Origin of the sequence: Streptomyces sp. NPDC093598 (assembly GCF_044764825.1) — a bacterium.
Classification (GTDB): domain Bacteria; phylum Actinomycetota; class Actinomycetes; order Streptomycetales; family Streptomycetaceae; genus Streptomyces.
Window position 1 is genome coordinate 401,723 of the sequence record NZ_JBIWIV010000001.1, and the last position, 21,068, is coordinate 422,790.

Genomic DNA, 21,068 nt, shown 5'->3' on the forward strand with positions numbered 1-21,068 from the left:
CTGCGCACGCGACCCCAGAACGCTCTGTGGTCGCCTGGTCACGATCACCTCCGCGCACGTACTCGGCGGGGATGCCGGCGGGGGCCGTCGGCCGGGCCTGTCGGCGGGGGCCGATAAAGTCCCTGGCATGGCACGGATTGCGGTGATCGGCGCCGGGATGGGCGCGCTGACGGCTGCCGCCCGGCTGGCCGTCGCGGGCCACCGGGTGGCGGTGTACGAGCGGACGGACACCTACGGCGGAGCGCTGCGCCGCTTCGAGCGCGACGGGTTCTCCTTCGACACGGGCCCCGCCCTGCTGCCGCTGCCGGCCGTGTACCGCGACCTGTTCGTCAAGACCGGCAAGGAGCCGCTGGAGTCCCGCGTCGAGCTGGTCCAGGTCGACCCGTCGTCCCGGCACGTGTTCGCGGACGGCACGCAGGTGTCGCTGCCGAACGCCTCGCGCGCGGGCGTCGTCGCCGCCTTGGACGAGGGGCTCGGCGCGGGCGCCGGGAAGCGCTGGGGCGACTTCCTGGTCCGGGCCCGCGAGGCATGGGACCGGACCCGTCGGCCGCTGCTGGAGGAGCCGCTGTGGCCGAACTGGCAGGTGCTGGCCGAGCGCGAGCCCTACCCGTCGGTGCCCCACAAGCGGCTGCTGCGCACCCGCCGGGCCGGCACGCTCGCCGAGATCGGCGCCTGGGAGCTGCGGGACCCCCGGCTGACGGCACTCCTGGAGAGCCATGCCCTCGGGTACGGCCTGGATCCCCGGGTCGCCCCGGCGAGCGCGGCCGTACTGCCGTACATGGAGCACGCCTTCGGCACCTGGTACGTGGGCGGCGGCCTGCGCGAGCTGGCGCGGGCGGTGTACGAGCGGTGTCTGGCCCGCCGGGTCGAGTTTCACTTCGGTGCCGACGTCACCGGTGTGCTGGAGAAGGACGGCCGGGCGTCGGGGGTGGAACTCGCCGACGGGTCGGTCGCGGAGGCGGACTTCGTGGTCGCGGGTGTCGCGCCCGGCATCCTGGACCGGCTGACGGCGGGCACCGTCGTACGGGGCGAGGGCGAGGTGCCCCCGCAGCCGGCGGCGGCCGCCCGGCTGACTCTCCTGCTGGCTCTGCGCGGCGCCCGCCCCGAGGGCACGGCGCACCGCACGGTGGTGCATACCGAGGACCGCGAGGCCGAGTTGGACGCCCTGTTCGGCACGGCGGCCGGCCATCCACATCCCACGGTCACGGTGTTGCGGCCCGGCGACCCGCGCCTGGCCCCGGCGGACCACGAGGCGGTCACCCTCACGACGGTGGTGCCCGCGCGGTCCGAACAGCCCTGGGACGGCCTCGCCGACCACATGCTCACCGTCGCCGAACGCGCCGTACCCGGCCTGCGCGACCGCCTCCTCTGGCACGAGGTGCGCACCCCGGCCGACATCGCGGACGCGACGGGCGCGGAGGGCGGGGCGGTCCCCGTGCCGGCCCTGGCGGCGGCCGGCGGACGGCTGCTGCATCCGTCCAACAGCACGCGGGTGCCCGGCCTGTTCACCGTGGGCGGCTGGACCCACCCCGGCGGCGGCCTGCCGCACGCGGGCATGTCGGGCGCGCTGGTCGCGGGACTGATCGTGGAGGGCCCGGAGTTCCGCGGCTCGCAGTGAGCGCCCCGCCGCGGCGGGGCTCAGGCTTCAGAAACGGTACTGCTCGTCGAAGCCGTTCCCCTGCGGCTGCTGCCCGCCCCCCTGGTACGGGTACGGCTGCTCCGGCGGCAGTTCCTGCCCGTACTCGTCGGTGTTGCGCTGCTGCGGGACCCACACGCCGCCGGGCGGGGTCTCGCCGCCGTAGGTGCCGGCGTACTGGTCCTGGCCGTAGCCCTGCTGACCGTAGTACTGCTGGTCGGCGTACGTGGTGTCGTACGAGGCCTGGTCGTAGTTCGACGAGCCGATGTACGGGTCGGAGTAGGCGGCGTACTGCTGCTGACCGGTGGCGTCGTAACCCTGTTGCGGGCCGTAGCCGGAGTAGTCGTGGGCGTAGGACTGGTCGGTGGCCTGGGCGGCGTACTGGTCGTGGGTCTGCTGTCCCCCGGCCTGGTACCCGGTGTCGTAGACGCCGTAGGAGCCGGTGTCCTCGTTCATGGGCTGCGGCTCGTAGACCGCGGTGGTCTCGGCGGCCGCCGGCTGGTGGGCGGGGCGGGCCGGGGTGAAGACGTCGTCGCGGTCGTAGTCGTCGTCCTGACCGTACGCGACGGGGTCGCGGCGGGAGGCGCCGGCCTCGTCGTCGTAGCCGCCCTCGGCCTCCAGGCCGGAGACCTCCAGGGTCGGCTCCTGGCGGCCGCGCTCACCGCGGCGGCGCTTGCTGCCGCCCAGCACGGGCGCGTTCATCGCCCATCCGGCCGCGAAGCCGCTGCGGAACGACAGGGTGACGTAGGTCTGCCCGACCGCGAAGGCGGCGGCGCCCAGTCCGATCACGACGACCGACGGGATCAGGACACCGACGACGACACCGAGGAACCCGGCGAAGGCCAGCAGCCGCCAGCGCAGCCGCGCCTTGTACTGCAGCAGCACCTCGCCCAGCAGCCACAGCGCGACGATGCCGAACGCGATGTAGAGGACCGCCCAGCCCATGTACGCCCCTCTCCCGGTGACCGCTACGCAGTGTGTCGTATACCGGTGCGAACGGTCTAGGCCTGCGATGACGGGTGCAGGCCCAGGTTCTCGTAGATTTCCAGTGTCGCGGTGGAGTTGTTGAGCGTGATGAAGTGCAAGCCGGGCACGCCCTCGGCGAGCAGCCGCGCACAGAACTCCGTGGCGAATTCGATCCCAATGGAGCGTACAGCGGCCGGATCGTCTTTCGCTGTGAGGATCCGCTCTTTCAGGGCGGCCGGGAACGCGGCGTTGGTGAGGGACCCGATCCGTTCCAGCGTCTTCACGCTCGCGATCGGCATGACCTCGGGAATGATCGGGGTGTCGCAGCCGGCGGCCGAGACCCGGTCGCGCAGCCGGAGGTAGTCCTCCGGCTGGAAGAACATCTGCGTGATGGCGTAGTCCGCGCCCGCTCGGCACTTGTCGACGAAGTGGCGGACGTCGGTGTCCCAGTCGGCGGAGCGCGGGTGCATCGCCGGGAAGGCGGCGACGCCCACGCAGAAGTCGCCGGACGCCTTGATCAGCTCGACGAGCTCGGCGGCATAGGCGAGGCCCCGGGGGTGCGGCACCCAGTCGCCCATCGGGTCGCCGGGCGGGTCGCCGCGCAGGGCGAGCATGTTGCGGATCCCGGCGTCGGCGTACTGGCCGATGATGTTGCGCAGGTCGGCCACCGAGTGGTCGACCGCGGTGAGGTGGGCGATCGGGGTGAGGGTGGTGTCGGAGGCGATCGCCTCGGTCGCCTTGACGGTGCCCGCGCGGGTGGAACCGCCCGCACCGTAGGTCACGGAGACGAAGTCGGGCGCCACCGCCTCGACCCGGCGCAGCGCGTTCCACAGGTTCCGCTCGCCCTTCGGGGTCTTGGGCGCGTAGAACTCGAACGAGTACGTCGTCTTGCCGGCCGCGAGCATGTCGCGGACGGTGCGAGCGTGGTCCGACCTGATGGATGCGGTGCCGAGGGCCATACCGGCAGGTTAGCCAGGGGCCGTCGGTCCCCCAACCGTGGGCCGACATTTGCCCGTATTGTCCACTTGTTGTCCATCCCTTGGACAACCCGTCTCGGTTACGCCTCCCGCAGCCGCTTCGCGAACTCGGCCGCCGCGGCCCCCGGGTCGTCGGCCTCGGTGATCGCCCGGACGACGACGACGCGCCGGGCTCCGGCTTCCAGGACCTCGTCGAGATTGCCGAGGTCGATGCCGCCGATGGCGAACCAGGGGCGGTCGGTGCCGAGGGCGGCGGTGTACCGGACGAGGTCCAGGCCGGGGGCGTGGCGTCCGGGCTTGGTGGGCGTCGGCCAGCACGGGCCGGTGCAGAAGTAGTCCACGCCCTGCTGGACGGCGGCCGCGGCGGCCTCGGGCTCGGCGTGGGTGGAGCGGCCGATCAGGACGTCGTCGCCGAGGAGCGCGCGGGCCGCGGGGACCGGCAGGTCGCCCTGGCCGAGGTGCAGGACGTCGGAGCCGGCGGCGTGGGCGACGTCCGCACGGTCGTTGACCGCGAGCAGCTTGCCGTGCCGGGCACAGGCGTCGGCGAAGACGGCCAGGTGCTCCAGCTCCTCGCCCGCCTCCATGCCCTTGTCGCGCAACTGCACGATGTCGACCCCGCCCGTCAGCACGGCGTCGAGGAACTCCCCCAGGTCGCCCTGCCGCTTGCGCGCGTCGGTGCAGAGGTAGACCCGGGCGTCGGCGAGCCGGGCCCGTGCGGTGGCGGCGGTCATGCGTGTCCCCCAGGTGTCGGTGGCGTGCGGGTGGGCCCGCGTGTCGGTCGTTCACGGGTTCCGAAGCACCCGATGGCCGTGGCGTGCGGCGCGACAGCGCCCCTGCCCCGCTGCGAACGCCTCGGGCACCTTACGCCTGCCCCGGCCCGCCACCGCCACAGCCCCGGAGAGCGCGAGCCACCCCGGGCCGTGACCCCTCGGCCACGGCCCCCACGTCGGGCGGTTGTTCAGGTCCGGCCCCGCTCACACGGCTCCGGACGGTTGTTCGGCCGCGGCCGGGTCAGACCGCGAGCGCCTGGGCGCGGCGCTTCACCTCCGTGCCGCGATTCTCGCTGAGTGCCTGCGCGGGGGTGCCGGGCAGGCTGGGGTCCGGGGTGAAGAGCCACTCCAGCATCTCTTCGTCCGTGAAGCCGTCGTCCCGCAGGAGCGTCAGGGTCCCGGACAGGCCCTTGACGACCTTGTCCCCGTCGATGAAGGCGGCAGGGACGTGCAGCGCGCGGTTCTCACCACGGCGTACGGCGATGAGCTGGCCGTCCTTGACCAGCTGCCGCACACGCGTCACCTCGACGCCGAGCTGTTCGGCGATGTCGGGGAGGGTGAGCCAGGCGGGGACGAGAGCATCGATCTTTGCGTCAATCTCGGTCACGGAAACAAGCCTGCCATCTGCCACTGACAGTCGGAAGTCAGCCCGGTCCGCCCGGGCGGACGCGCCGGGCCCGGCACCCGCCCCGGCAGCGCCGCCCCGTGCCCCTCACAAGCCCCGGTGCCTACGCCGTCGCCGCCTTCATGGGCCTGGCCGGATCCCTCAGCAGCACCGGATTCATCGCTGCTCCCGACTCGATCAGACGGCGTCCCTGCGCCAGGTCCCGGGGCCGGCCGACCGCCAGCAGCGCGACCAGCCGCCCACCGCGCAGCCAGCACACCGTCCAGGCCGGCCCGGAGGGGTCGCCCCGCCACAGGGTCGTGTCCGCGGCCGCGTGGTGCCCGGCGTACTGGACGAACCGCCCGAACTGCTCGGACCAGAAGTACGGCACCGGGTCGTACACCGCCGGTGTCTCCCCCGTGGCCCGGCCGACGATGTTCACGGCGACCGTGCGCGGCCCCTGGAGGGCGTTGTCCCAGTGGTGGACCAGCAGACGCTCGCCGTAGCGCCCGGAGGGGAAGGAGGCGCAGTCGCCGACCGCGTAGACATCCGGCACGGAGGTGCGCAGATGCTCGTCGGCCACGATCTCGGCGTGGGCGCCGAGCTCGATGCCGGAGCCTGCCAGCCAGGCCGTCGCCGGCCGGGCGCCGATGCCGACGACGACCGCGCCCGCGGGCAGCCGCGAGCCGTCGTCCAGGAGGACCGCGCCGGGCTCGACGCGCTCCACGCGCGCGTGCGTGCGCAGTACCGCGCCCGCGTCGGCGTACCAGCCGGCCATCGGGGCGGCGACCTCGGCGGGCAGCGCCCCGGCGAGCGGCCGTTCGGCGGCCTCGACGACGGTCACCGCGCAGCCCGCCTCGCGCGCGGCCGTGGCGAACTCCGCGCCGATCCAGCCCGCGCCCACGACCACGATGTCGTGCCGGCGGGCCAGCACCGGCCGCAGCCGCTCGGCGTCGTCCAGGGTGCGCAGCAGATGCACGCCCGGCACGCCCTCCGCGCCGGGCAGCCCGACCGGTTCGGCGCCGGTCGCGACGACCAGGACGTCGTACGGCACGGGCCCGTCCTCGGTGTCCATCTCGTGATCGGCGGGGCGCAGGCCCAGCACCTCGCAGCCGAGCCGCAGTTCGATGCCGAGGGCTTCGAAGTCGACGTCGAAGGCGGAGCCCTCGGACTTGCCGAGCAGGACGGCCTTGGACAACGGCGGGCGGTCGTAGGGCTGGTGCGGCTCGGCGCCGATCAGGATCACGTCACCGGTGAAGCCCTGCTCGCGCAGCGCGACGGCGGTCTGCACCCCGGCCATGCCCGCGCCCGCCACGACCACGCGCCGCGGCGCGGACGAACCTGGTTCCTGCGTCTGCTCGCTCACCTGATCACCATAGACACCTGACGATTTGTCAGTCAGTGCTCATGCGCCGTGACCTGCTGCACAACGCTCGTCCCACTGCCCCGCCGGGACTCCCACTCCCAGGTCTCCTCCAGCCGCACCCGCCCGTCGGGCAGCTCCACGACCCTCGACACGCAGTGCCCCGAGGAGGTGGTGCCGTCCCGCCCCAGCTGGACGTACCGGAAGTCCAGCCGGTCACCTTCCCGGGTACCCACGAGATGCCCCCGTACGACGTCGCCGCCCGTGTACTCGGCCCAGATCTCGCCCTCCCGTTCGTGGTACGTGAACCGGGTGCGGGTGCCCACCTGGCCGGGTGCCTGGTCGGCGACGGGGGCGAGAACGAGACCGTCGAGGGATCGGGCCATGGACGGAGGCTCCCTTACTGCGGCACACGGCATCGGGCTAGGGTGGCCAACGTAAAGCACTCGCGGGAGCCCGGACGCACCGGGCTGAGAGGGAGGCTGGCGGCCTCCGACCGTACGAACCTGATCCGGGTCATGCCGGCGAAGGGAGGGGCTGGACGCCCATGTCGCCTACGTCCACCACGTCAGACGTCCTGGTCATCGGGGGCGGGATCATCGGCCTGGTCACGGCCTGGCGGGCCGCGCAACGCGGGTTCGCCACGGCCGTCGTGGACCCCGAGCCGGGCGGCGGAGCCGCACAGGTGGCGGCCGGCATGCTGGCCGCCGTCACGGAACTGCACTACGGCGAGCAGACCCTGCTCGGTCTGAACCTCGCCTCCGCCCGGCGCTACCCGGACTTCGCCGCCGAGCTCACCGAGCTGACCGGCCAGGACCTCGGTTACCGCCGCTGCGGCACGCTCGCCGTGGCCCTGGACGCCGACGACCGGGCCCATCTGCGCGAACTGCACGCCCTTCAGCAGCAGTCGGGCCTGGATTCGCAGTGGCTGTCGGGGCGCGAGTGCCGACGCCTGGAACCGATGCTCGCGCCGGGCGTGCGCGGCGGGCTGCGGGTCGACGGCGATCACCAGATCGACCCGCGGCGGCTGGCCCGTGCCCTGGTGGCCGCGTGCGAGCGGGCGGGCGTGGTCTTCCACCGGGCGTGGGCGGAGCGGCTGACCGTCGCAGGGGACCGGGCCGCGGGTGTCGTCCTGGCCGACGGGACCGCGCCGGCCGCCGGGCAGGTGGTGCTCGCCGGGGGCAGCCTCAGCGGGCGGCTCGCGGGCGTCCCGGAACACGTGCTGCCTCCCGTGAGACCGGTGAAGGGACAGGTCGTACGGCTGACCATGCCGCAGCGGCACGGGCCGTTCCTGAGCCGGACCGTGCGCGCGGTCGTGCGCGGCAGCCACGTCTACCTGGTGCCGCGCGCGAGCGGCGAACTGGTCGTCGGAGCCACCAGCGAGGAGCAGGGCTGGGACACCACCGTGACCGCGGGCGGCGTGTACGAGCTGCTGCGGGACGCGCACGAGCTGGTCCCGGGCATCACCGAGCTGCCGCTCACCGAGACCCGGGCCGGACTGCGGCCCGGCTCCCCCGACAACGCGCCGCTGCTCGGCCCGACCGGCCTGGAGGGGCTGCTGCTGGCCACCGGGCACTACCGCAACGGCGTGCTCCTCACACCGGTGACCGGAGACGCTCTGGCGCACGCCCTGGCGACGGGCGAACTCCCCGAGGAGGCCCGGCCCTTCACGCCGAAGCGCTTCACCCCCGCCACCGCACTCACGGAGCAGCCCGCATGAACATCTCCGTCAACGGGGAGCCCCGGGACGTCCGGCCCGGCACGGCTCTCGACACCGTGGTGAGGTCGCTCACCGCCTCGTCCTCGGGCGTCGCCGCCGCCCTCAACGAAACCGTCGTCCCACGCACCCAGTGGCCCGCCACGCCCCTGGCCGAGGGAGACCGCGTGGAAGTCCTCACCGCCGTCCAAGGAGGCTGACCATGGCCGACGATCCGTTTCTCCTCGGTGGTACGTCCTTCACGTCCCGCCTGATCATGGGCACGGGCGGGGCGCCCAGCCTCGACGTGCTGGAGCGCTCGCTGGTGGCGTCCGGGACGGAGCTGACGACGGTCGCGATGCGCCGGGTGAACGCCTCGGTGCACGGCTCGGTGCTGTCCGTGCTCGACAAGCTCGGCATCGGGGTGCTGCCCAACACGGCGGGCTGCTTCACCGCCGGGGAGGCCGTCCTCACGGCCCGCCTCGCGCGCGAGGCCCTCGGCACCGACCTGATCAAGCTGGAGGTCATCGCCGACGAGCGCACCTTGCTGCCGGACCCGATCGAGACACTGGAGGCGGCCGAGACACTGGTGGACGACGGCTTCACGGTGCTGCCGTACACCAACGACGACCCCGTCCTGGCGCGGAAGCTGGAGGACGTGGGCTGTGCGGCGATCATGCCGCTCGGCTCGCCGATCGGCTCCGGGCTCGGGATCCGCAACCCGCACAACTTCCAGCTGATCGTCGAGCACGCGCGCGTGCCGGTGATCCTGGACGCGGGCGCCGGTACGGCCTCGGACGCGGCGCTGGCGATGGAGCTGGGGTGCGCGGGTGTGATGCTGGCCTCGGCGGTGACGCGAGCGCAGGAGCCCGTGCTGATGGCCGACGCGATGCGGCACGCCGTGGAGGCGGGGCGGCTGGCGTACCGGGCCGGGCGTATCCCACGGCGGCATTTCGCGGAGGCGTCGTCACCGACGGAGGGCATGGCCGCGCTGGACCCGGAGCGGCCCGCTTTCCGGTAGGGGGCGCGGTACACGTCACAGGTCGGCTGCAGTCCCGCCCCGAAAACAGGCGACGCGGGAGAGCTGTCGGTCGTGACTCGTACACTCGCCTGCGTGGACACGACCCTTCAGGACCCTTTGGTCGGGCAGGTGCTCGACGGCCGGTACCGCATCGACGCGCGGATCGCGGTCGGCGGGATGGCCACGGTCTACCGGGCCGTGGACACCCGGCTCGACCGGGTCCTCGCGCTCAAGGTGATGCACCCCTCCCTCGCGGTCGACGCCTCGTTCGTCGAGCGGTTCATCCGCGAGGCGAAGTCCGTGGCCCGGCTGGCCCATCCGAACGTGGTGCAGGTCTTCGACCAGGGCACCGACGGCTCGTACGTGTACCTGGCGATGGAGTACGTGGCGGGCTGCACCCTGCGGGACGTGCTGCGCGAGCGCGGGGCACTGCAACCGCGTGCCGCCCTGGACATCCTGGAGCCGGTGCTGGCCGCGCTGGGCGCCGCGCACCGCGCCGGTTTCGTGCACCGCGACATGAAGCCGGAGAACGTCCTGATAGGGGACGACGGCAGGGTCAAGGTCGCCGACTTCGGTCTCGTGCGGGCCGTGGACACGGTGACGAACACCACCGGCACCGTGCTCGGCACGGTGTCGTACCTCGCGCCCGAGCAGATAGAGAGCGGCACCGCGGACCCCCGCGTCGACGTGTACGCGTGCGGCGTGATGCTGTACGAGATGCTGACCGGCGACAAGCCGCACGACGGGGACTCCCCCGCCGTGATCCTCTACAAGCACCTGCACGAGGACGTCCCGCCGCCCTCGGCCGCCGTGCCCGGTCTGGCGTACGAGCTGGACGAGATGGTGGCCTCGGCGACGGCCCGCACCCCGGCCGTCCGCCCGCACGACGCGGTGGCGCTGCTCGCGCAGGTCCGCGACGGGCGCGGCCGGCTCAGCGCGGACCAGCTGGACGCGGTGCCGCCGCAGGCGCTCACGGTGGACCACGACAACGGCGACGACCGGACGACCGTGATCCCGCGCGCTCTCACCACACCGCGCCCGCTGCCGGTCGACGAGGACGGCGAGACCTCCGGGGCCGTGCTCAACCGCACCAGCCGCTTCGAGTCCCCGCCGCCACCCCCGCCGTCCCGGCGCCGCCCGGGATCGCGGCGCGGCCCGGCGGCGATCGTCGTCGCCGTCCTGCTCGTGCTCGGCCTCGGCGCCGGGATCTGGTACATCAACTCCGGCCAGTTCACCAAGGTCCCGCCGCTGCTGGCGAAGACCCAGGACGAGGCGGAAGACCGGCTGCAGGACGCGGGCCTGGAGGTCGGCAAGGTCAGCCACGCCCACAGCGACACCGTCAAGCGCGGCACGATCATCGGCACCAACCCTGAGCCGGGCGCCCGTATCCGCGTCAACGACTCCGTTTCGTTCACCGTCTCCGACGGCCCCGAGACCGTGCGCGTGCCGGCCCTGGAGGGCCGGAAGCTGGACAAGGCGCAGGACCAGCTGAGGGAGGACGGGCTGGAGCCGGGCATGGTCACCCGTGAGTTCAGCGAGGACGTGCCGCGCGGCTCGGTGATCTCCGCGCGCCCGGCGGACGGCACCAAGGTGCGTGCGGGCACGGCCGTCGCGCTGGTCGTCAGCAAGGGTGCTCCCATCGACATTCCCGACGTCACCGGCTCGGACGAGGCGGACGCGAGGTCCGAGCTGACGGAGGCCGGTCTCAAGGTGAAGATCGCCACCGAGCGGGTCAACTCCTCCGAGTACGACAAGGGCCAGGTCGTCCGGCAGACGCCGAAGTCCGGCAGCCGGGTGGCCGAGGGCGACACCGTGACGCTGACTCTGTCGAAGGGCCCGGAGATGATCGAGGTCCCGGACGTGGTCGGTGACAGTGTCGACGACGCCAGGCAGGCGCTGGAGGGCGCCGGGTTCCAGGTCGACGAGGACCGAGGGCTGCTCGGCCTGTTCGGCGACGAGGTCAAGAGCCAGTCCGTCGAGGGCGGCGAGACCGCGCCCAAGGGCTCGACCATCACCATCAAGATCAGGTGACGGCCGCGGGCAGGGAGCCCGTGGACGGGGCAGGGCCGGACGCATGACACCCTGAACGGGTGAACAATCAGCTGTCCGGCCCCTCCCGCAACCCCGTGGGCGGCCACGTTCCCGTGGCCGGTGGGCTCCACTCCGTAGGCCTGTCGTACGCCCGTGAGCTGAAGGCGGAGACCGTCCAGGTCTTCGTCGCCAATCCGCGCGGCTGGGCCACGCCGACCGGAAACCCGAAGCAGGACGAGGCGTTCCGCGCGGCGTGCGCGGCCGAGTCGATCCCGGCCTATGTCCACGCCCCCTACCTGATCAACTTCGGCTCGCACACCGAGGCGACCGTGGAGCGGTCGGTGGAGTCGCTACGGCACTCGCTGCGGCGCGCGCGGGAGATCGGGGCGCTGGGCGTGGTCGTGCACACCGGCAGCGCGACCGGCGGCCGGGAGCGGTCGGTGGCGCTGAAGCAGGTGCGGGAGCATCTCCTGCCGCTGCTGGACGAGCTGACCCACGACGACGACCCGTTCCTGCTGCTGGAGTCGACGGCCGGACAGGGCGCCTCCCTGTGCTCACGGACGTGGGACTTCGGCCCGTACTTCGAGGCGCTGGACGCCCACCCGATGCTCGGCGTGTGCCTGGACACCTGCCACATCTTCGCCGCGGGGCACGACCTGACCGGCCCGAGCGGTATGCACCAGACGCTGGACCTGCTGGTGGACACGGTCGGCGAGGGCCGGCTGAAGCTGATCCACGCCAACGACTCCAAGGACGTGGTGGGTGCGCACAAGGACCGGCACGAGAACATCGGCGTCGGCCACATCGGCGAGGACCCGTTCCGGGCCCTGATGACGCACCCCGCGACCGTGGGCGTGCCGCTGATCATCGAGACGCCGGGCGGCAAGCAGGGACATGCCGCGGACGTGGAGCGGCTGAAGAAGCTGCGCGACGGCTGAGACGTCAGAGGTCGGGGCCGTCCCCGGGCTCCTCCTGGTACGAGTAGCGCTGCTCCTGCCAGGGGTCGCCGATGTTGTGGTAGCCGCGCTCCTCCCAGAAGCCCCGCCGGTCGGCGGTCATGTACTCCACACCGCGCACCCACTTCGGGCCCTTCCACGCGTACAGGTGGGGCACGATCAGGCGGAGCGGGAAGCCGTGCTCGGCGGTGAGCAGTTCGCCGCCCTTGTGGGTGGCGAAGAGGACCTGCTCGTCGGCGAAGTCGGACAGCCGGAGGTTGGAGCTGAATCCGTACTCGGCCCACACCATCACATGGGTGACATCGTCCGCGGGCGGGGCGAGGTCGAGGATCGTGCGCGCCGGGATGCCGCCCCACTCGGCGCCCAGCATGCTGAACTTCGTGACGCAGTGCAGATCGGCCACGACGGTGGTGTAGGGCAGGGCGGTGAACTCCTCGTGGGTCCAGCAGTGCTTGCCGCCGCCGGCGGTGGCGCCGAAGACCCGGAACTCCCAGCGCTCGGGCCGGAACTTGGGGACGGGCCCGTAGTGCGTGACCGGCCAGCCGCGCTGCAACCGCTGTCCCGGGGGCAGCTCGGGCTGCGTCGCTCCTGCTGAATCGCGCCCTTCTCCCGACTCGTGTTCCAGCGGCTGACCCATGCCTCCATCCTGACAGACCCCGGGTGGTGCCCCTGACCGGGGCCACACCGAAACCGGACAAACTCGACTAAGCATGCCCTTACTTACTAAGTGAAGACTTACTGGACGATCTTCTTCACCAGTGGAATCATGCGGCGCAACCTGTCAGTTTCCCCGCGTGGAAGGAGCCTCTGCGATGCAGGGCGACCCCGAGGTTCTCGAATTCCTCAACGAGCAGTTGACCGGCGAGCTGACGGCGATCAACCAGTACTGGTTGCACTACCGGATCCAGGACAACAAGGGCTGGACCAAGCTCGCCAAGTACACGCGTGAAGAGTCCATCGACGAGATGAAGCACGCGGACAAGATCACCGAGCGCATCCTCATGCTGGACGGCCTGCCCAACTACCAGCGGCTCTTCCACGTACGGGTCGGCCAGACGGTCACCGAGATGTTCCAGGCGGACCGGCAGGTCGAGGTCGAGGCGATCGACCGCCTCAAGCGCGGTATCGAGGTGATGCGCAGCAAGGGCGACATCACGTCCGCGAACCTCTTCGAGTCGATCCTCGAGGACGAGGAGCACCACATCGACTATCTGGACACGCAGCTGGAACTGATCGACAAGCTCGGCGAGGCGCTGTACATCGCGCAGCAGATCGAGCAGCCGAGCTAGACGCGGCCAGGCGGATCAGGCGGCGTCTTCGAGGTCCGCGAGGACCGGCTGACCCTGGTCGGCCAGTTCACGGCGCGGGCAGGCTCCCCTGCCCAGGATCGCCTGGATGCGGCGCACACAGGACCCGCAGTCCGTGCCCGCCTTGCAGGCGGAGGCAATCTGGCGGGGGGTGCAGGCGCCGCCGTCCGCGTGCTGTTTGACCTGCTGCTCGGTGACGCCGAAGCAACTGCAGACGTACACGCGGTTCACCTCCCGACGGGGTCGTTCTCTGGCGCCGTCCCCGTTGATCGGTGAGGCTAACCTAACCTTACCCGTCGGGTCAGGAGCGCAAAAGTGGAGAGGGGCGCGGATCGTGTGATCCGCGCCCCAGCCCATGCCCCGGTAACAGGCGGACCCGTTACTGGTCCCTGTACATCTCGGCCACGAGGAACGCCAGGTCGAGCGACTGGCTGCGGTTGAGCCGCGGGTCGCAGGCCGTCTCGTAGCGCTGGTGCAGATCGTCGACGAAGATCTCGTCGCCGCCGCCCACGCACTCGGTGACGTCGTCGCCGGTGAGTTCCACGTGGATGCCACCCGGGTGGGTGCCGAGGGCCTTGTGGACCTCGAAGAAGCCCTTGACCTCGTCGAGCACGTCGTCGAAGCGGCGAGTCTTGTGGCCCGATGCCGCCTCGTAGGTGTTGCCGTGCATCGGGTCGGTGATCCAGGCCACGGTCGCGCCGGAGGCGGTGACCTTCTCGACCAGCTCGGGGAGCTTGTCGCGGACCTTGTCGGCGCCCATGCGGACGATGAAGGTCAGCCGGCCCGGCTCCCGCTCGGGGTCGAGGCGCTCGATGTACTGCAGCGCGTCCTCGGCGGTGGTCGTCGGACCCAGCTTGATGCCGACCGGGTTGCGGATCTTCGAGGCGAACTCGATGTGCGCGTGGTCCAGCTGCCGGGTGCGCTCGCCGATCCACACCATGTGCCCGGAGACGTCGTACAGCTGCCCCGTGCGCGAGTCGACCCGGGTCAGCGCGGACTCGTAGTCGAGGAGCAGCGCCTCGTGCGAGGCGTAGAACTCGACCGTCTTGAACTCCTCCGGGTCGGCCCCGCAGGCGTGCATGAAGTTCAGCGCGTTGTCGATCTCGCGGGCCAGCTGCTCGTAGCGCTGCCCCGACGGGGACGACTTCACGAAGTCCTGGTTCCAGGCGTGAACCTGGCGCAGGTCGGCGTAGCCGCCGGTGGTGAAGGCGCGCACCAGGTTCAGCGTGGAGGCGGACGCGTGGTACATCCGCTTCAGCCGCTCGGGGTCCGGGATGCGGGCCTCTTCGGTGAAGTCGAAGCCGTTGACGGAGTCGCCGCGGTACGTCGGCAGCGTCACGCCGTCGCGGGTCTCGGTCGGCTTGGAGCGCGGCTTGGAGTACTGGCCGGCGATCCGGCCGACCTTCACGACCGGCACGGACGCGGCGTACGTGAGCACGGCGCCCATCTGGAGCAGCGTCTTCAGCTTGTTGCGGATGTGGTCGGCGGACACCGCGTCGAAAGCCTCGGCGCAGTCGCCGCCCTGGAGGAGGAACGCCTCTCCCTTGGCGACGGCCGCCATCCGGGCGCGCAGCTGGTCGCACTCGCCCGCGAAGACGAGCGGCGGATACGACTCGAGGTCCGCGATCACTGCGCGCAGAGCCTCGGTGTCGGGGTACTCGGGCTGCTGCGCCGCGGGCAGGTTTCGCCAGGTGTTGCCAGCACTCGCGCTGGTCTTAGCGTTCACGGTCACGACCTCAACACTACGGGGTCGCCTCGGGCGTCCTGACCCGTGCCCAGCAAGTGAGACACCCCGTACACCCCTCGGACGTGGGGTAGGGTGCCTGCATGTTCGCGCACTCGACCCAGACCTGGTGGTGGACCGCTCATCCGGCGGCCCGCTGACTGCGCGTACACACGACTTCGCGAAGGCCGCCCGAGGGGCGGCCTTCGGTGTTTCCCGGGTCGTTCCTCACCGACATCGACGTGATTCGACGGAAGAGGAACCATGGACCTGGCACAGCTGCTGGACGACCCCCGTCCCTTCGCCCTGCTCCGCCGCCGCACGCCCGGCCACGACCACGAGCTGGTCGAGGTCCTGATCGGCCCGGTCGCCGCCTGTGACCGTCTCGCCGACCTCCCCGACCGGAGTCTCGCGCTGGTGCCCTTCCGGCAGATCCGCGAGCGCGGCTTCGACGTCCGCGACGACGGCACACCCCTGCTGGCCCTGACGCCCGAGGAGTCCTGTGCCCTCCCGCTGGCCGCCGCCCTCGACCAGCTCCCGGCGCACGACGTACGGGTCGAGGGCGGCGGCTTCGACGTCGCCGACGAGGAGTACGCGGAGATCGTCGGGCGTGTGCTGCGGGAGGAGATCGGGCGGGGCGAGGGCGCGAACTTCGTGATCCGGCGGACCTACGAGGGTGGGATCCCCGGATTCGGGCGGGCCGACGCGCTGGCGCTGTTCCGGCGGCTGCTGGAGGGCGAGCGGGGGGCGTACTGGACGTTCGTGGTGCACACCGGGGACCGCACGCTGGTCGGGGCGAGCCCGGAGGTGCATGTGCGGATGTCCGGGGGCACGGTCGTCATGAACCCGATCAGCGGGACGTACCGCTACCCCGCCGAGGGGCCGACGCCCGAGCACCTGCTGGATTTCCTCGCCGACGGCAAGGAGATCGAGGAGCTGTCGATGGTCGTCGACGAGGAGCTCAAGATGATGTGCACCGTCGGTGACATGGGCGGGGTGGTCGTCGGGCCCAGGCTCAAGGAGATGGCGCACCTCGCGCACACCGAGTACGAGCTGCGCGGCAGGTCCTCGCTGGACGTGCGGGACGTGCTGAGGGAGACCATGTTCGCGGCGACCGTCACCGGCTCGCCGGTGCAGAACGCCTGCCGGGTGATCGAGCGGCACGAGAGCGGCGGGCGCGGGTACTACGCGGGGGCGCTGGCCCTGATCGGCCGGGATTCGGGTGGGGCCCAGACCCTCGACTCCCCCATCCTCATCCGCACCGCCGACATCGACGCGGCCGGGCGGCTGCGGGTGCCGGTGGGTGCGACCCTCGTGCGCGGCTCGGACCCGGCGAGCGAGGTGGCCGAGACGCACGCCAAGGCGGCGGGTGTGCTGGCGGCGCTGGGAGTACGGCCGTCACGGCCGCGTACGGAGCGCACCCGCGCACGCCTCGCCGACGACCCACGCGTGCGTGCCGCGCTGGACGGACGCCGCGCTTCGCTGGCGCCCTTCTGGCTGCGCATGCAGGAGCGCGCGGCGGAACCGGCCGGACACGCCCTGGTCGTCGACGGGGAGGACACCTTCACGGCGATGCTCGCGCACGTGCTGCGCTCCAGCGGCCTGGAGGTGACGGTCCGGCGGTACGACGAGGACGGGCTGCGGGAGACGGTGCTCGCGCACGAGGGGCCGGTGGTGCTGGGCCCGGGTCCCGGGGACCCTGCCGATCTCACCGACCCCAGGATGCGGATCCTGCGGAACCTCACCGCCGAGGTGATGCGCGGCCATGCGCACGGCGTGCTCGGCGTCTGCCTCGGGCACGAGCTGATCGCGGCCGAGCTGGGGCTGGACATCGTTCGCAAGGATGTGCCGTACCAGGGGGCGCAGACGACGGTCGACCTCTTCGGGCGGCCGGAGACGGTCGGCTTCTACAACAGCTTCGTGGCGCGCTGCGACGACGAGGGGGCGGAGGAGCTGGCCGCGCACGGGATCGAGGTGAGCAGGGCCGCCAACGGGGAGGTGCACGCCGTGCGGGGGGCGGGGTTCGCGGGCGTGCAGTTCCACCCGGAGTCGATCCTGACGCTCAACGGCACGCGGATCGTGCGGGAGTTGGTGGGACAAGCGCGTAACACGACCGTGTAGCCGTCCGGGGGCCGCGGCCCCCGGACGTCCGTCCCCCGGTCAGCCGAAGAACACCCCGACCTCCTCGTACAGCGCGGGGTCCACCGTCTTCAGCCGGGCCGTGGCGTCCGCGATGGGAACGCGGACGATGTCCGTGCCGCGCAGGGCGACCATCCGGCCGAAGTCGCGGTCCCGGACACAGTCGATGGCGTGCAGTCCGAAGCGGGTGGCGAGCCAGCGGTCGAAGGCGCTGGGGGTGCCGCCGCGCTGCACATGGCCCAGGACCGTCGTGCGGGCCTCCTTGCCCGTGCGCTTCTCGATCTCCTTGGCGAGCCACTCGCCGACCCCGGACAGCCGGACGTGCCCGAAGGAGTCCAGGGTCTGGTCCTTGAGGACCATGTCACCGTCTTTCGGCATCGCCCCCTCGGCGACGACCACGATCGGTGCGTACGACGCCCGGAAGCGGGAGGTCACCCAGGTGCACACCTGCTCGACGTCGAAGCGCTGCTCGGGGATGAGGATGACGTTGGCGCCGCCGGCCAGGCCCGAGTGGAGGGCGATCCAGCCGGCGTGCCGGCCCATCACCTCGACGACCAGGACGCGCATATGGGACTCGGCGGTGGTGTGCAGCCGGTCGATGGCCTCGGTCGCGATGCCGACGGCGGTGTCGAAGCCGAAGGTGTAGTCGGTGGCGGACAGGTCGTTGTCTATCGTCTTCGGGACGCCCACGCAGGGCACGCCGTGCTCGTCGGACAACCGGGCGGCCACGCCCAGGGTGTCCTCGCCGCCGATGGCGATGAGCGCCTCGACCTCGAGGCCGGCGAGGGTCTCCTTGATCCGGTGGATGCCGTTCTGCACCTTCAGCGGGTTGGTCCGCGAGGAGCCGAGGACGGTACCGCCGCGGGGCAGGATGCCGCGCACGGCGGGGATGTCGAGCCGGACGGTGTCGTTCTCCAGGGGGCCTCGCCAGCCGTCCCGGAAGCCGGTGAAGTCATAGCCGTACTCCTGCACGCCCTTGCGGACGATGGCCCGGATGACGGCGTTGAGGCCGGGGCAGTCGCCGCCTCCGGTCAGTACTCCGACGCGCATGGAACAGTCCCTTCGCCGCAGGTGCCTGACGAAGGGTCAGTGTGACGTGCGCCTCACTCGTCGTCGAGGCCGCGCTCTATCGCGTACCGGACGAGCTCCACCCGGTTGTGCAACTGGAGCTTGCCCAGGGTGTTCTGGACATGGTTCTGCACCGTGCGGTGGGAGATGACCAGACGTTCGGCGATCTGCTTGTAGCTCAGGCCCTTGGCGACCAGGCGCAGCACCTCGGTCTCGCGGTCGGTGAGCCGGGGCGCCTTGGGTTCGTCGGTGTCGGGGGCGGGGCCCGGTTCGGAGGCCAGACGGCGGTACTCGCCGAGGACCAGCCCGGCGAGGCCGGGGGTGAAGACCGGGTCGCCCACGGCCGTGCGGCTCACCGCGTCCCGCAGTTCCTCGGTGGAGGCGGACTTCAGCAGATAGCCGGTCGCGCCGGACTTCACCGCCTCCAGGACGTCGGCGTGCTCGCCGCTCGCGGACAGCACCAGGACCCGCAACGCGGGGTTCGCGGCGACGACCTCCTTGCAGACCTGCACGCCGGGCTTGGCGGGCAGGTTCAGGTCGAGCACGAGGACGTCGGGCGCGGCGGCCTTGGCGCGGCGCACGGCCTGGTCGCCGTCGCCCGCGGTGGCGACCACCTCGAAACCCGACTCGGCCAGGTCGCGGGCGACGGCGTCGCGCCACATGGGGTGGTCGTCGACGACCATGACTCTGATCGGGTCCTGCCGGTCCTGGGTCGGATCCGTCATCGCTGTTCCGCCTTCCCCCGTGTGTGCGTCACGTCCTTCGGTACCTTCAGCTCGACCTCCGTGCCCTGCCCCGGCACCGAGATCAGCTCCGCGCTGCCGCCGAGGTCGCGCAGCCGGCCGCGGATCGACAGGGCGACGCCGAGCCGTCCCTCGCCCTCGGCCTGGACGAGCCGTCCCTCCGGGATGCCGGGCCCGTCGTCCCGTACGGTGACGATCACCTCGTCCGGCTCGTCCTCGACGAGGATCCAGGCGCGCGCGTCCTGACCGGCGTGCCGGCGGACGTTGTCCAGGGCGGCCCCGACCGCGGCGGCCACCTCCCGGGCGGCGACCGGCGCCAGCGGCACGGGCGCACCGGGCTCGGCGAGGCTGACCCTGGCCCCGGCGTACGGCGCGAGCAGGGCGCGCAGGTCGACGGGGCCGCTCTCGCCCGGCTCCTCCTCGACGGCACGGACGACCGCGCCCTCGGCGGCATCCTCCGAGACCCGGGAGACGGGCACCAGTCCGCCGGAGACCAGCGTGCGCAGCGCGACCTCCTGCTCACCGGCCATCCGGCCCAGCTCGGCCGCCTCGCCGCCGATCACCGCCCCGCGCCGCTGCACCATGGCCAGCACCTGGAGCACGCTGTCGTGGATGTCCCGGGCGAGACGCTCCCGCTCCCGGGTGGCGGCCTCGATCTCCAGGGCCCGGGCAAGGGTGCGCTCGGAGGCGCGGGCGACCTCGACGACGTAACCGATGGCGATGGAGGCGATGCAGACCAGGATGACGTTGTGCACGGTGTCGCGGGCCGGGCTGCCCCGCTCGACCAGGTTGGCGACGGCCACGAGGCCGGAAGCGAGGGCCGCCCAGCGCCAGCCGCCCTTGATGGCGAAGGCCAGGACGGAACCGGCGGTCCATATCGACGGCAGGGTGGGACCGCCCGCCTGGATCCGCTCGTGCGTGTCGGCGAGGGGCGTGAGCAGGATGCCGACGACGGCGATGGTGAGGTCGGCGGCGAGGAACCGCTTGGTGCAGCGGGCGGCGTTCGCTACCCGGGGCAGCGTGGCCAGGGTCCACGTGCCGAGCACGGCGTAGTAGGCGACCGCGATCCACGGGCGGGTGAACTCGTCGTGGGCGGTGGCGAACAGGCCGACCGCGTACAGCAAGGTGAGCACCCGGTAGGCGGTGAGCGCACGCCACAGCGGCTGCTCGACCGACATCCTCATGACTCGCTCGCGCTTGGCCATCTCCCCCGCCCCCCGACCGAAGCCCCGGCTAGGGCTCGCTCCGCCGCTGCTCCGTCTGCTTTTCCTTCTCGGCCTGTTCCTTCTCCGCCCGCGCGAGAGCCGCCCTGGCCGCCTTCTCGGCTTCCTTCTCCGCCTTCGCCGCTTCCGTGAGCTGCCGCTTCATGGCCGTCGCGTACATGTCGACGTACTCCTGGCCGGAGAGCCTCATGATCTCGTACATGACCTCGTCGGTCACCGCGCGCAGCACGAACCGGTCGTGCTCCATGCCCTGGTAGCGGCTGAAGTCCAGGGGCTTGCCGATCCGGATGCCCGGCCGCATCAGCTTGGGCATGACCTTCCCGGGCGGCTGGATCTTCTCGGTGTCGATCATGGCGACGGGGAGGACGGGTGCGCCGGTCGCGAGCGCCACACGCGCGAGACCGCCCGGCTTGCCCCGGTAGAGCCGCCCGTCGGGCGAGCGCGTGCCCTCGGGGTAGATCCCGAACAGCTCACCGCGCTCCAGCACCTCGATGCCGCTCTTGATGGCGGCCTCGCCAGCGCCGCGCGCACCGGAGCGGTCCACGGGAAGCTGCCCGACGCCCTTGAAGAAGGCGGCCGTCAGCCGGCCCTTCATGCCGGGCGTGGTGAAGTACTCGGCCTTCGCGATGAAGGTGACCTTGCGGTCGAGGACGGCGGGCAGGAAGAACGAGTCGGAGAAGGACAGGTGATTGCTCGCCAGGATCGCAGCGCCCTCGGCGGGTACGTTCTCCAGGCCCTCCACCCAGGGTCTGAAGGCGAGCTTCAGCGGACCCCCGATGGTGACCTTCATCGCGCCGTACAACAACCGAGTGCCTCCTGTATGTGTCGATCAGACCTTAACCCGG

General features: G+C 71.9%; 22 protein-coding genes and 1 riboswitch. Of the genes, 9 read left to right on the top strand and 13 right to left on the bottom strand.

The annotated features are described in order from the left end of the window. Positions 1-127: 127 nt before the first annotated feature. On the top strand, positions 128-1,618 hold the full coding sequence (locus ACIRDU_RS01850) for a phytoene desaturase family protein (protein ID WP_403573001.1): 1,491 nt from the start codon (positions 128-130) through the stop codon (positions 1,616-1,618). Between the two features lie 27 nt (positions 1,619-1,645). Here ACIRDU_RS01850 and ACIRDU_RS01855 read toward each other — a convergent pair whose 3' ends face one another. The 6 genes from ACIRDU_RS01855 to ACIRDU_RS01880 all read right to left on the bottom strand — a co-directional run bounded on the left by ACIRDU_RS01855 (position 1,646) and on the right by ACIRDU_RS01880 (position 6,702). Then, complete coding sequence (locus ACIRDU_RS01855; RefSeq protein ID WP_403573004.1) at positions 1,646-2,581, bottom strand: hypothetical protein; 936 nt, start codon at positions 2,579-2,581, stop codon at positions 1,646-1,648. 56 nt (positions 2,582-2,637) lie between these two features. After that, entirely contained in the window at positions 2,638-3,561 is a 924-nt protein-coding gene (gene metF, locus ACIRDU_RS01860) for a methylenetetrahydrofolate reductase [NAD(P)H] (RefSeq protein ID WP_403573006.1), read from the bottom strand. A 98-nt stretch (positions 3,562-3,659) separates the two neighbouring features. After that, positions 3,660-4,310 (bottom strand): thiamine phosphate synthase, encoded by a 651-nt coding sequence (thiE, locus tag ACIRDU_RS01865; protein WP_403573009.1) that lies wholly within the window; start codon positions 4,308-4,310, stop codon positions 3,660-3,662. A 280-nt stretch (positions 4,311-4,590) separates the two neighbouring features. Continuing rightward, entirely contained in the window at positions 4,591-4,956 is a 366-nt protein-coding gene (locus tag ACIRDU_RS01870) for an Rv2175c family DNA-binding protein (protein ID WP_086855209.1), read from the bottom strand. Between the two features lie 121 nt (positions 4,957-5,077). Further along, complete coding sequence (locus ACIRDU_RS01875) at positions 5,078-6,319, bottom strand: NAD(P)/FAD-dependent oxidoreductase (RefSeq protein ID WP_403573012.1); 1,242 nt, start codon at positions 6,317-6,319, stop codon at positions 5,078-5,080. A gap of 32 nt (positions 6,320-6,351) precedes the next feature. Next, positions 6,352-6,702 carry a hypothetical protein gene (locus tag ACIRDU_RS01880; RefSeq protein WP_403573015.1) on the bottom strand — a complete coding sequence of 117 codons (351 nt, stop codon included), beginning with the start codon at positions 6,700-6,702 and terminating at the stop codon, positions 6,352-6,354. A 52-nt stretch (positions 6,703-6,754) separates the two neighbouring features. Further along, a riboswitch (TPP riboswitch) is annotated at positions 6,755-6,866 on the top strand. Here ACIRDU_RS01880 and thiO point away from each other — a divergent pair. The 5 genes from thiO (at position 6,864) to ACIRDU_RS01905 (ending at position 12,002) form a co-directional block, all read left to right on the top strand. Then, entirely contained in the window at positions 6,864-8,036 is a 1,173-nt protein-coding gene (gene thiO / locus ACIRDU_RS01885; RefSeq protein WP_403573017.1) for a glycine oxidase ThiO, read from the top strand. (Overlaps the previous riboswitch by 3 nt.) Beyond that, positions 8,033-8,233, top strand: coding sequence for a sulfur carrier protein ThiS (gene thiS / locus ACIRDU_RS01890; protein WP_403573019.1), 201 nt, complete (start codon positions 8,033-8,035; stop codon positions 8,231-8,233). The genes thiO and thiS overlap by 4 nt, the downstream gene beginning before the upstream one ends. Positions 8,234-8,235: 2 nt before the next feature. Next, positions 8,236-9,033 (top strand): thiazole synthase, encoded by a 798-nt coding sequence (locus ACIRDU_RS01895; RefSeq protein ID WP_403573022.1) that lies wholly within the window; start codon positions 8,236-8,238, stop codon positions 9,031-9,033. 93 nt (positions 9,034-9,126) lie between these two features. Beyond that, on the top strand, positions 9,127-11,064 hold the full coding sequence (gene pknB / locus ACIRDU_RS01900; RefSeq protein ID WP_403573024.1) for a Stk1 family PASTA domain-containing Ser/Thr kinase: 1,938 nt from the start codon (positions 9,127-9,129) through the stop codon (positions 11,062-11,064). A 59-nt stretch (positions 11,065-11,123) separates the two neighbouring features. After that, complete coding sequence (locus ACIRDU_RS01905; RefSeq protein WP_403573027.1) at positions 11,124-12,002, top strand: deoxyribonuclease IV; 879 nt, start codon at positions 11,124-11,126, stop codon at positions 12,000-12,002. Positions 12,003-12,006: 4 nt separating this feature from the next. Here the strand turns inward: ACIRDU_RS01905 and ACIRDU_RS01910 are convergent, their stop codons facing one another. Continuing rightward, entirely contained in the window at positions 12,007-12,657 is a 651-nt protein-coding gene (locus ACIRDU_RS01910; RefSeq protein WP_403573029.1) for a sulfite oxidase-like oxidoreductase, read from the bottom strand. A gap of 175 nt (positions 12,658-12,832) precedes the next feature. Between ACIRDU_RS01910 and bfr the strand changes: the two genes are divergently transcribed. After that, the gene (gene bfr, locus ACIRDU_RS01915; RefSeq protein WP_266465730.1) at positions 12,833-13,309 is read left to right on the top strand and encodes a bacterioferritin; all 477 of its coding nucleotides are present in this window, start codon (positions 12,833-12,835) and stop codon (positions 13,307-13,309) included. A 15-nt stretch (positions 13,310-13,324) separates the two neighbouring features. Here bfr and ACIRDU_RS01920 read toward each other — a convergent pair whose 3' ends face one another. Beyond that, positions 13,325-13,558 carry a bacterioferritin-associated ferredoxin gene (locus tag ACIRDU_RS01920; protein WP_403573032.1) on the bottom strand — a complete coding sequence of 78 codons (234 nt, stop codon included), beginning with the start codon at positions 13,556-13,558 and terminating at the stop codon, positions 13,325-13,327. Positions 13,559-13,706: 148 nt separating this feature from the next. Further along, positions 13,707-15,059, bottom strand: coding sequence for a class II 3-deoxy-7-phosphoheptulonate synthase (locus ACIRDU_RS01925; RefSeq protein WP_403573034.1), 1,353 nt, complete (start codon positions 15,057-15,059; stop codon positions 13,707-13,709). 95 nt (positions 15,060-15,154) lie between these two features. Here ACIRDU_RS01925 and ACIRDU_RS01930 point away from each other — a divergent pair, with 95 nt between their 5' ends. Together ACIRDU_RS01930 and ACIRDU_RS01935 are read left to right on the top strand one after the other, a co-directional pair. Continuing rightward, positions 15,155-15,211 (top strand): trp operon leader peptide, encoded by a 57-nt coding sequence (locus ACIRDU_RS01930; RefSeq protein WP_078625594.1) that lies wholly within the window; start codon positions 15,155-15,157, stop codon positions 15,209-15,211. A 103-nt stretch (positions 15,212-15,314) separates the two neighbouring features. After that, positions 15,315-17,171, top strand: a complete 1,857-nt coding sequence (locus tag ACIRDU_RS01935; protein ID WP_403573037.1) for an anthranilate synthase family protein — start codon at positions 15,315-15,317, stop codon at positions 17,169-17,171. A gap of 39 nt (positions 17,172-17,210) precedes the next feature. On the opposite strand, the gene ACIRDU_RS01940 is transcribed toward ACIRDU_RS01935, so the two are convergent. Genes ACIRDU_RS01940 through ACIRDU_RS01955 form a run of 4 tightly spaced genes read right to left on the bottom strand, consistent with a single transcriptional unit; the run spans position 17,211 to position 21,013 of the window. Beyond that, positions 17,211-18,239, bottom strand: coding sequence for a 6-phosphofructokinase (locus ACIRDU_RS01940; RefSeq protein WP_403573040.1), 1,029 nt, complete (start codon positions 18,237-18,239; stop codon positions 17,211-17,213). A gap of 53 nt (positions 18,240-18,292) precedes the next feature. Then, the gene (locus tag ACIRDU_RS01945) at positions 18,293-18,982 is read right to left on the bottom strand and encodes a response regulator (protein WP_403573043.1); all 690 of its coding nucleotides are present in this window, start codon (positions 18,980-18,982) and stop codon (positions 18,293-18,295) included. Then, complete coding sequence (macS, locus tag ACIRDU_RS01950) at positions 18,979-20,205, bottom strand: MacS family sensor histidine kinase (RefSeq protein WP_403573046.1); 1,227 nt, start codon at positions 20,203-20,205, stop codon at positions 18,979-18,981. Before macS ends, ACIRDU_RS01945 begins: the two co-directional genes overlap by 4 nt. A gap of 28 nt (positions 20,206-20,233) precedes the next feature. Next, positions 20,234-21,013: a lysophospholipid acyltransferase family protein gene (locus ACIRDU_RS01955; protein ID WP_403575095.1), complete on the bottom strand. Its 780-nt coding sequence runs from the start codon at positions 21,011-21,013 to the stop codon at positions 20,234-20,236. Between the last annotated feature and the right edge of the window lie 55 nt (positions 21,014-21,068).

Bases quoted from the DNA above. Each gene is read 5' to 3' on its own strand.
- ACIRDU_RS01935 (WP_403573037.1), top strand. From the start codon at position 15,315: ATGGACCTGGCACAGCTGCTGGACGACCCCCGTCCCTTCGCCCTGCTC.
- thiE (WP_403573009.1), bottom strand. From the start codon at position 4,310: ATGACCGCCGCCACCGCACGGGCCCGGCTCGCCGACGCCCGGGTCTAC.
- ACIRDU_RS01855 (WP_403573004.1), bottom strand. From the start codon at position 2,581: ATGGGCTGGGCGGTCCTCTACATCGCGTTCGGCATCGTCGCGCTGTGG.
- thiS (WP_403573019.1), top strand. From the start codon at position 8,033: ATGAACATCTCCGTCAACGGGGAGCCCCGGGACGTCCGGCCCGGCACG.
- ACIRDU_RS01940 (WP_403573040.1), bottom strand. From the start codon at position 18,239: ATGCGCGTCGGAGTACTGACCGGAGGCGGCGACTGCCCCGGCCTCAAC.
- ACIRDU_RS01880 (WP_403573015.1), bottom strand. From the start codon at position 6,702: ATGGCCCGATCCCTCGACGGTCTCGTTCTCGCCCCCGTCGCCGACCAG.
- thiO (WP_403573017.1), top strand. From the start codon at position 6,864: ATGTCGCCTACGTCCACCACGTCAGACGTCCTGGTCATCGGGGGCGGG.
- ACIRDU_RS01910 (WP_403573029.1), bottom strand. From the start codon at position 12,657: ATGGGTCAGCCGCTGGAACACGAGTCGGGAGAAGGGCGCGATTCAGCA.
- metF (WP_403573006.1), bottom strand. From the start codon at position 3,561: ATGGCCCTCGGCACCGCATCCATCAGGTCGGACCACGCTCGCACCGTC.
- ACIRDU_RS01945 (WP_403573043.1), bottom strand. From the start codon at position 18,982: ATGACGGATCCGACCCAGGACCGGCAGGACCCGATCAGAGTCATGGTC.
- ACIRDU_RS01955 (WP_403575095.1), bottom strand. From the start codon at position 21,013: ATGAAGGTCACCATCGGGGGTCCGCTGAAGCTCGCCTTCAGACCCTGG.
- ACIRDU_RS01850 (WP_403573001.1), top strand. From the start codon at position 128: ATGGCACGGATTGCGGTGATCGGCGCCGGGATGGGCGCGCTGACGGCT.
- ACIRDU_RS01895 (WP_403573022.1), top strand. From the start codon at position 8,236: ATGGCCGACGATCCGTTTCTCCTCGGTGGTACGTCCTTCACGTCCCGC.
- bfr (WP_266465730.1), top strand. From the start codon at position 12,833: ATGCAGGGCGACCCCGAGGTTCTCGAATTCCTCAACGAGCAGTTGACC.
- macS (WP_403573046.1), bottom strand. From the start codon at position 20,205: ATGGCCAAGCGCGAGCGAGTCATGAGGATGTCGGTCGAGCAGCCGCTG.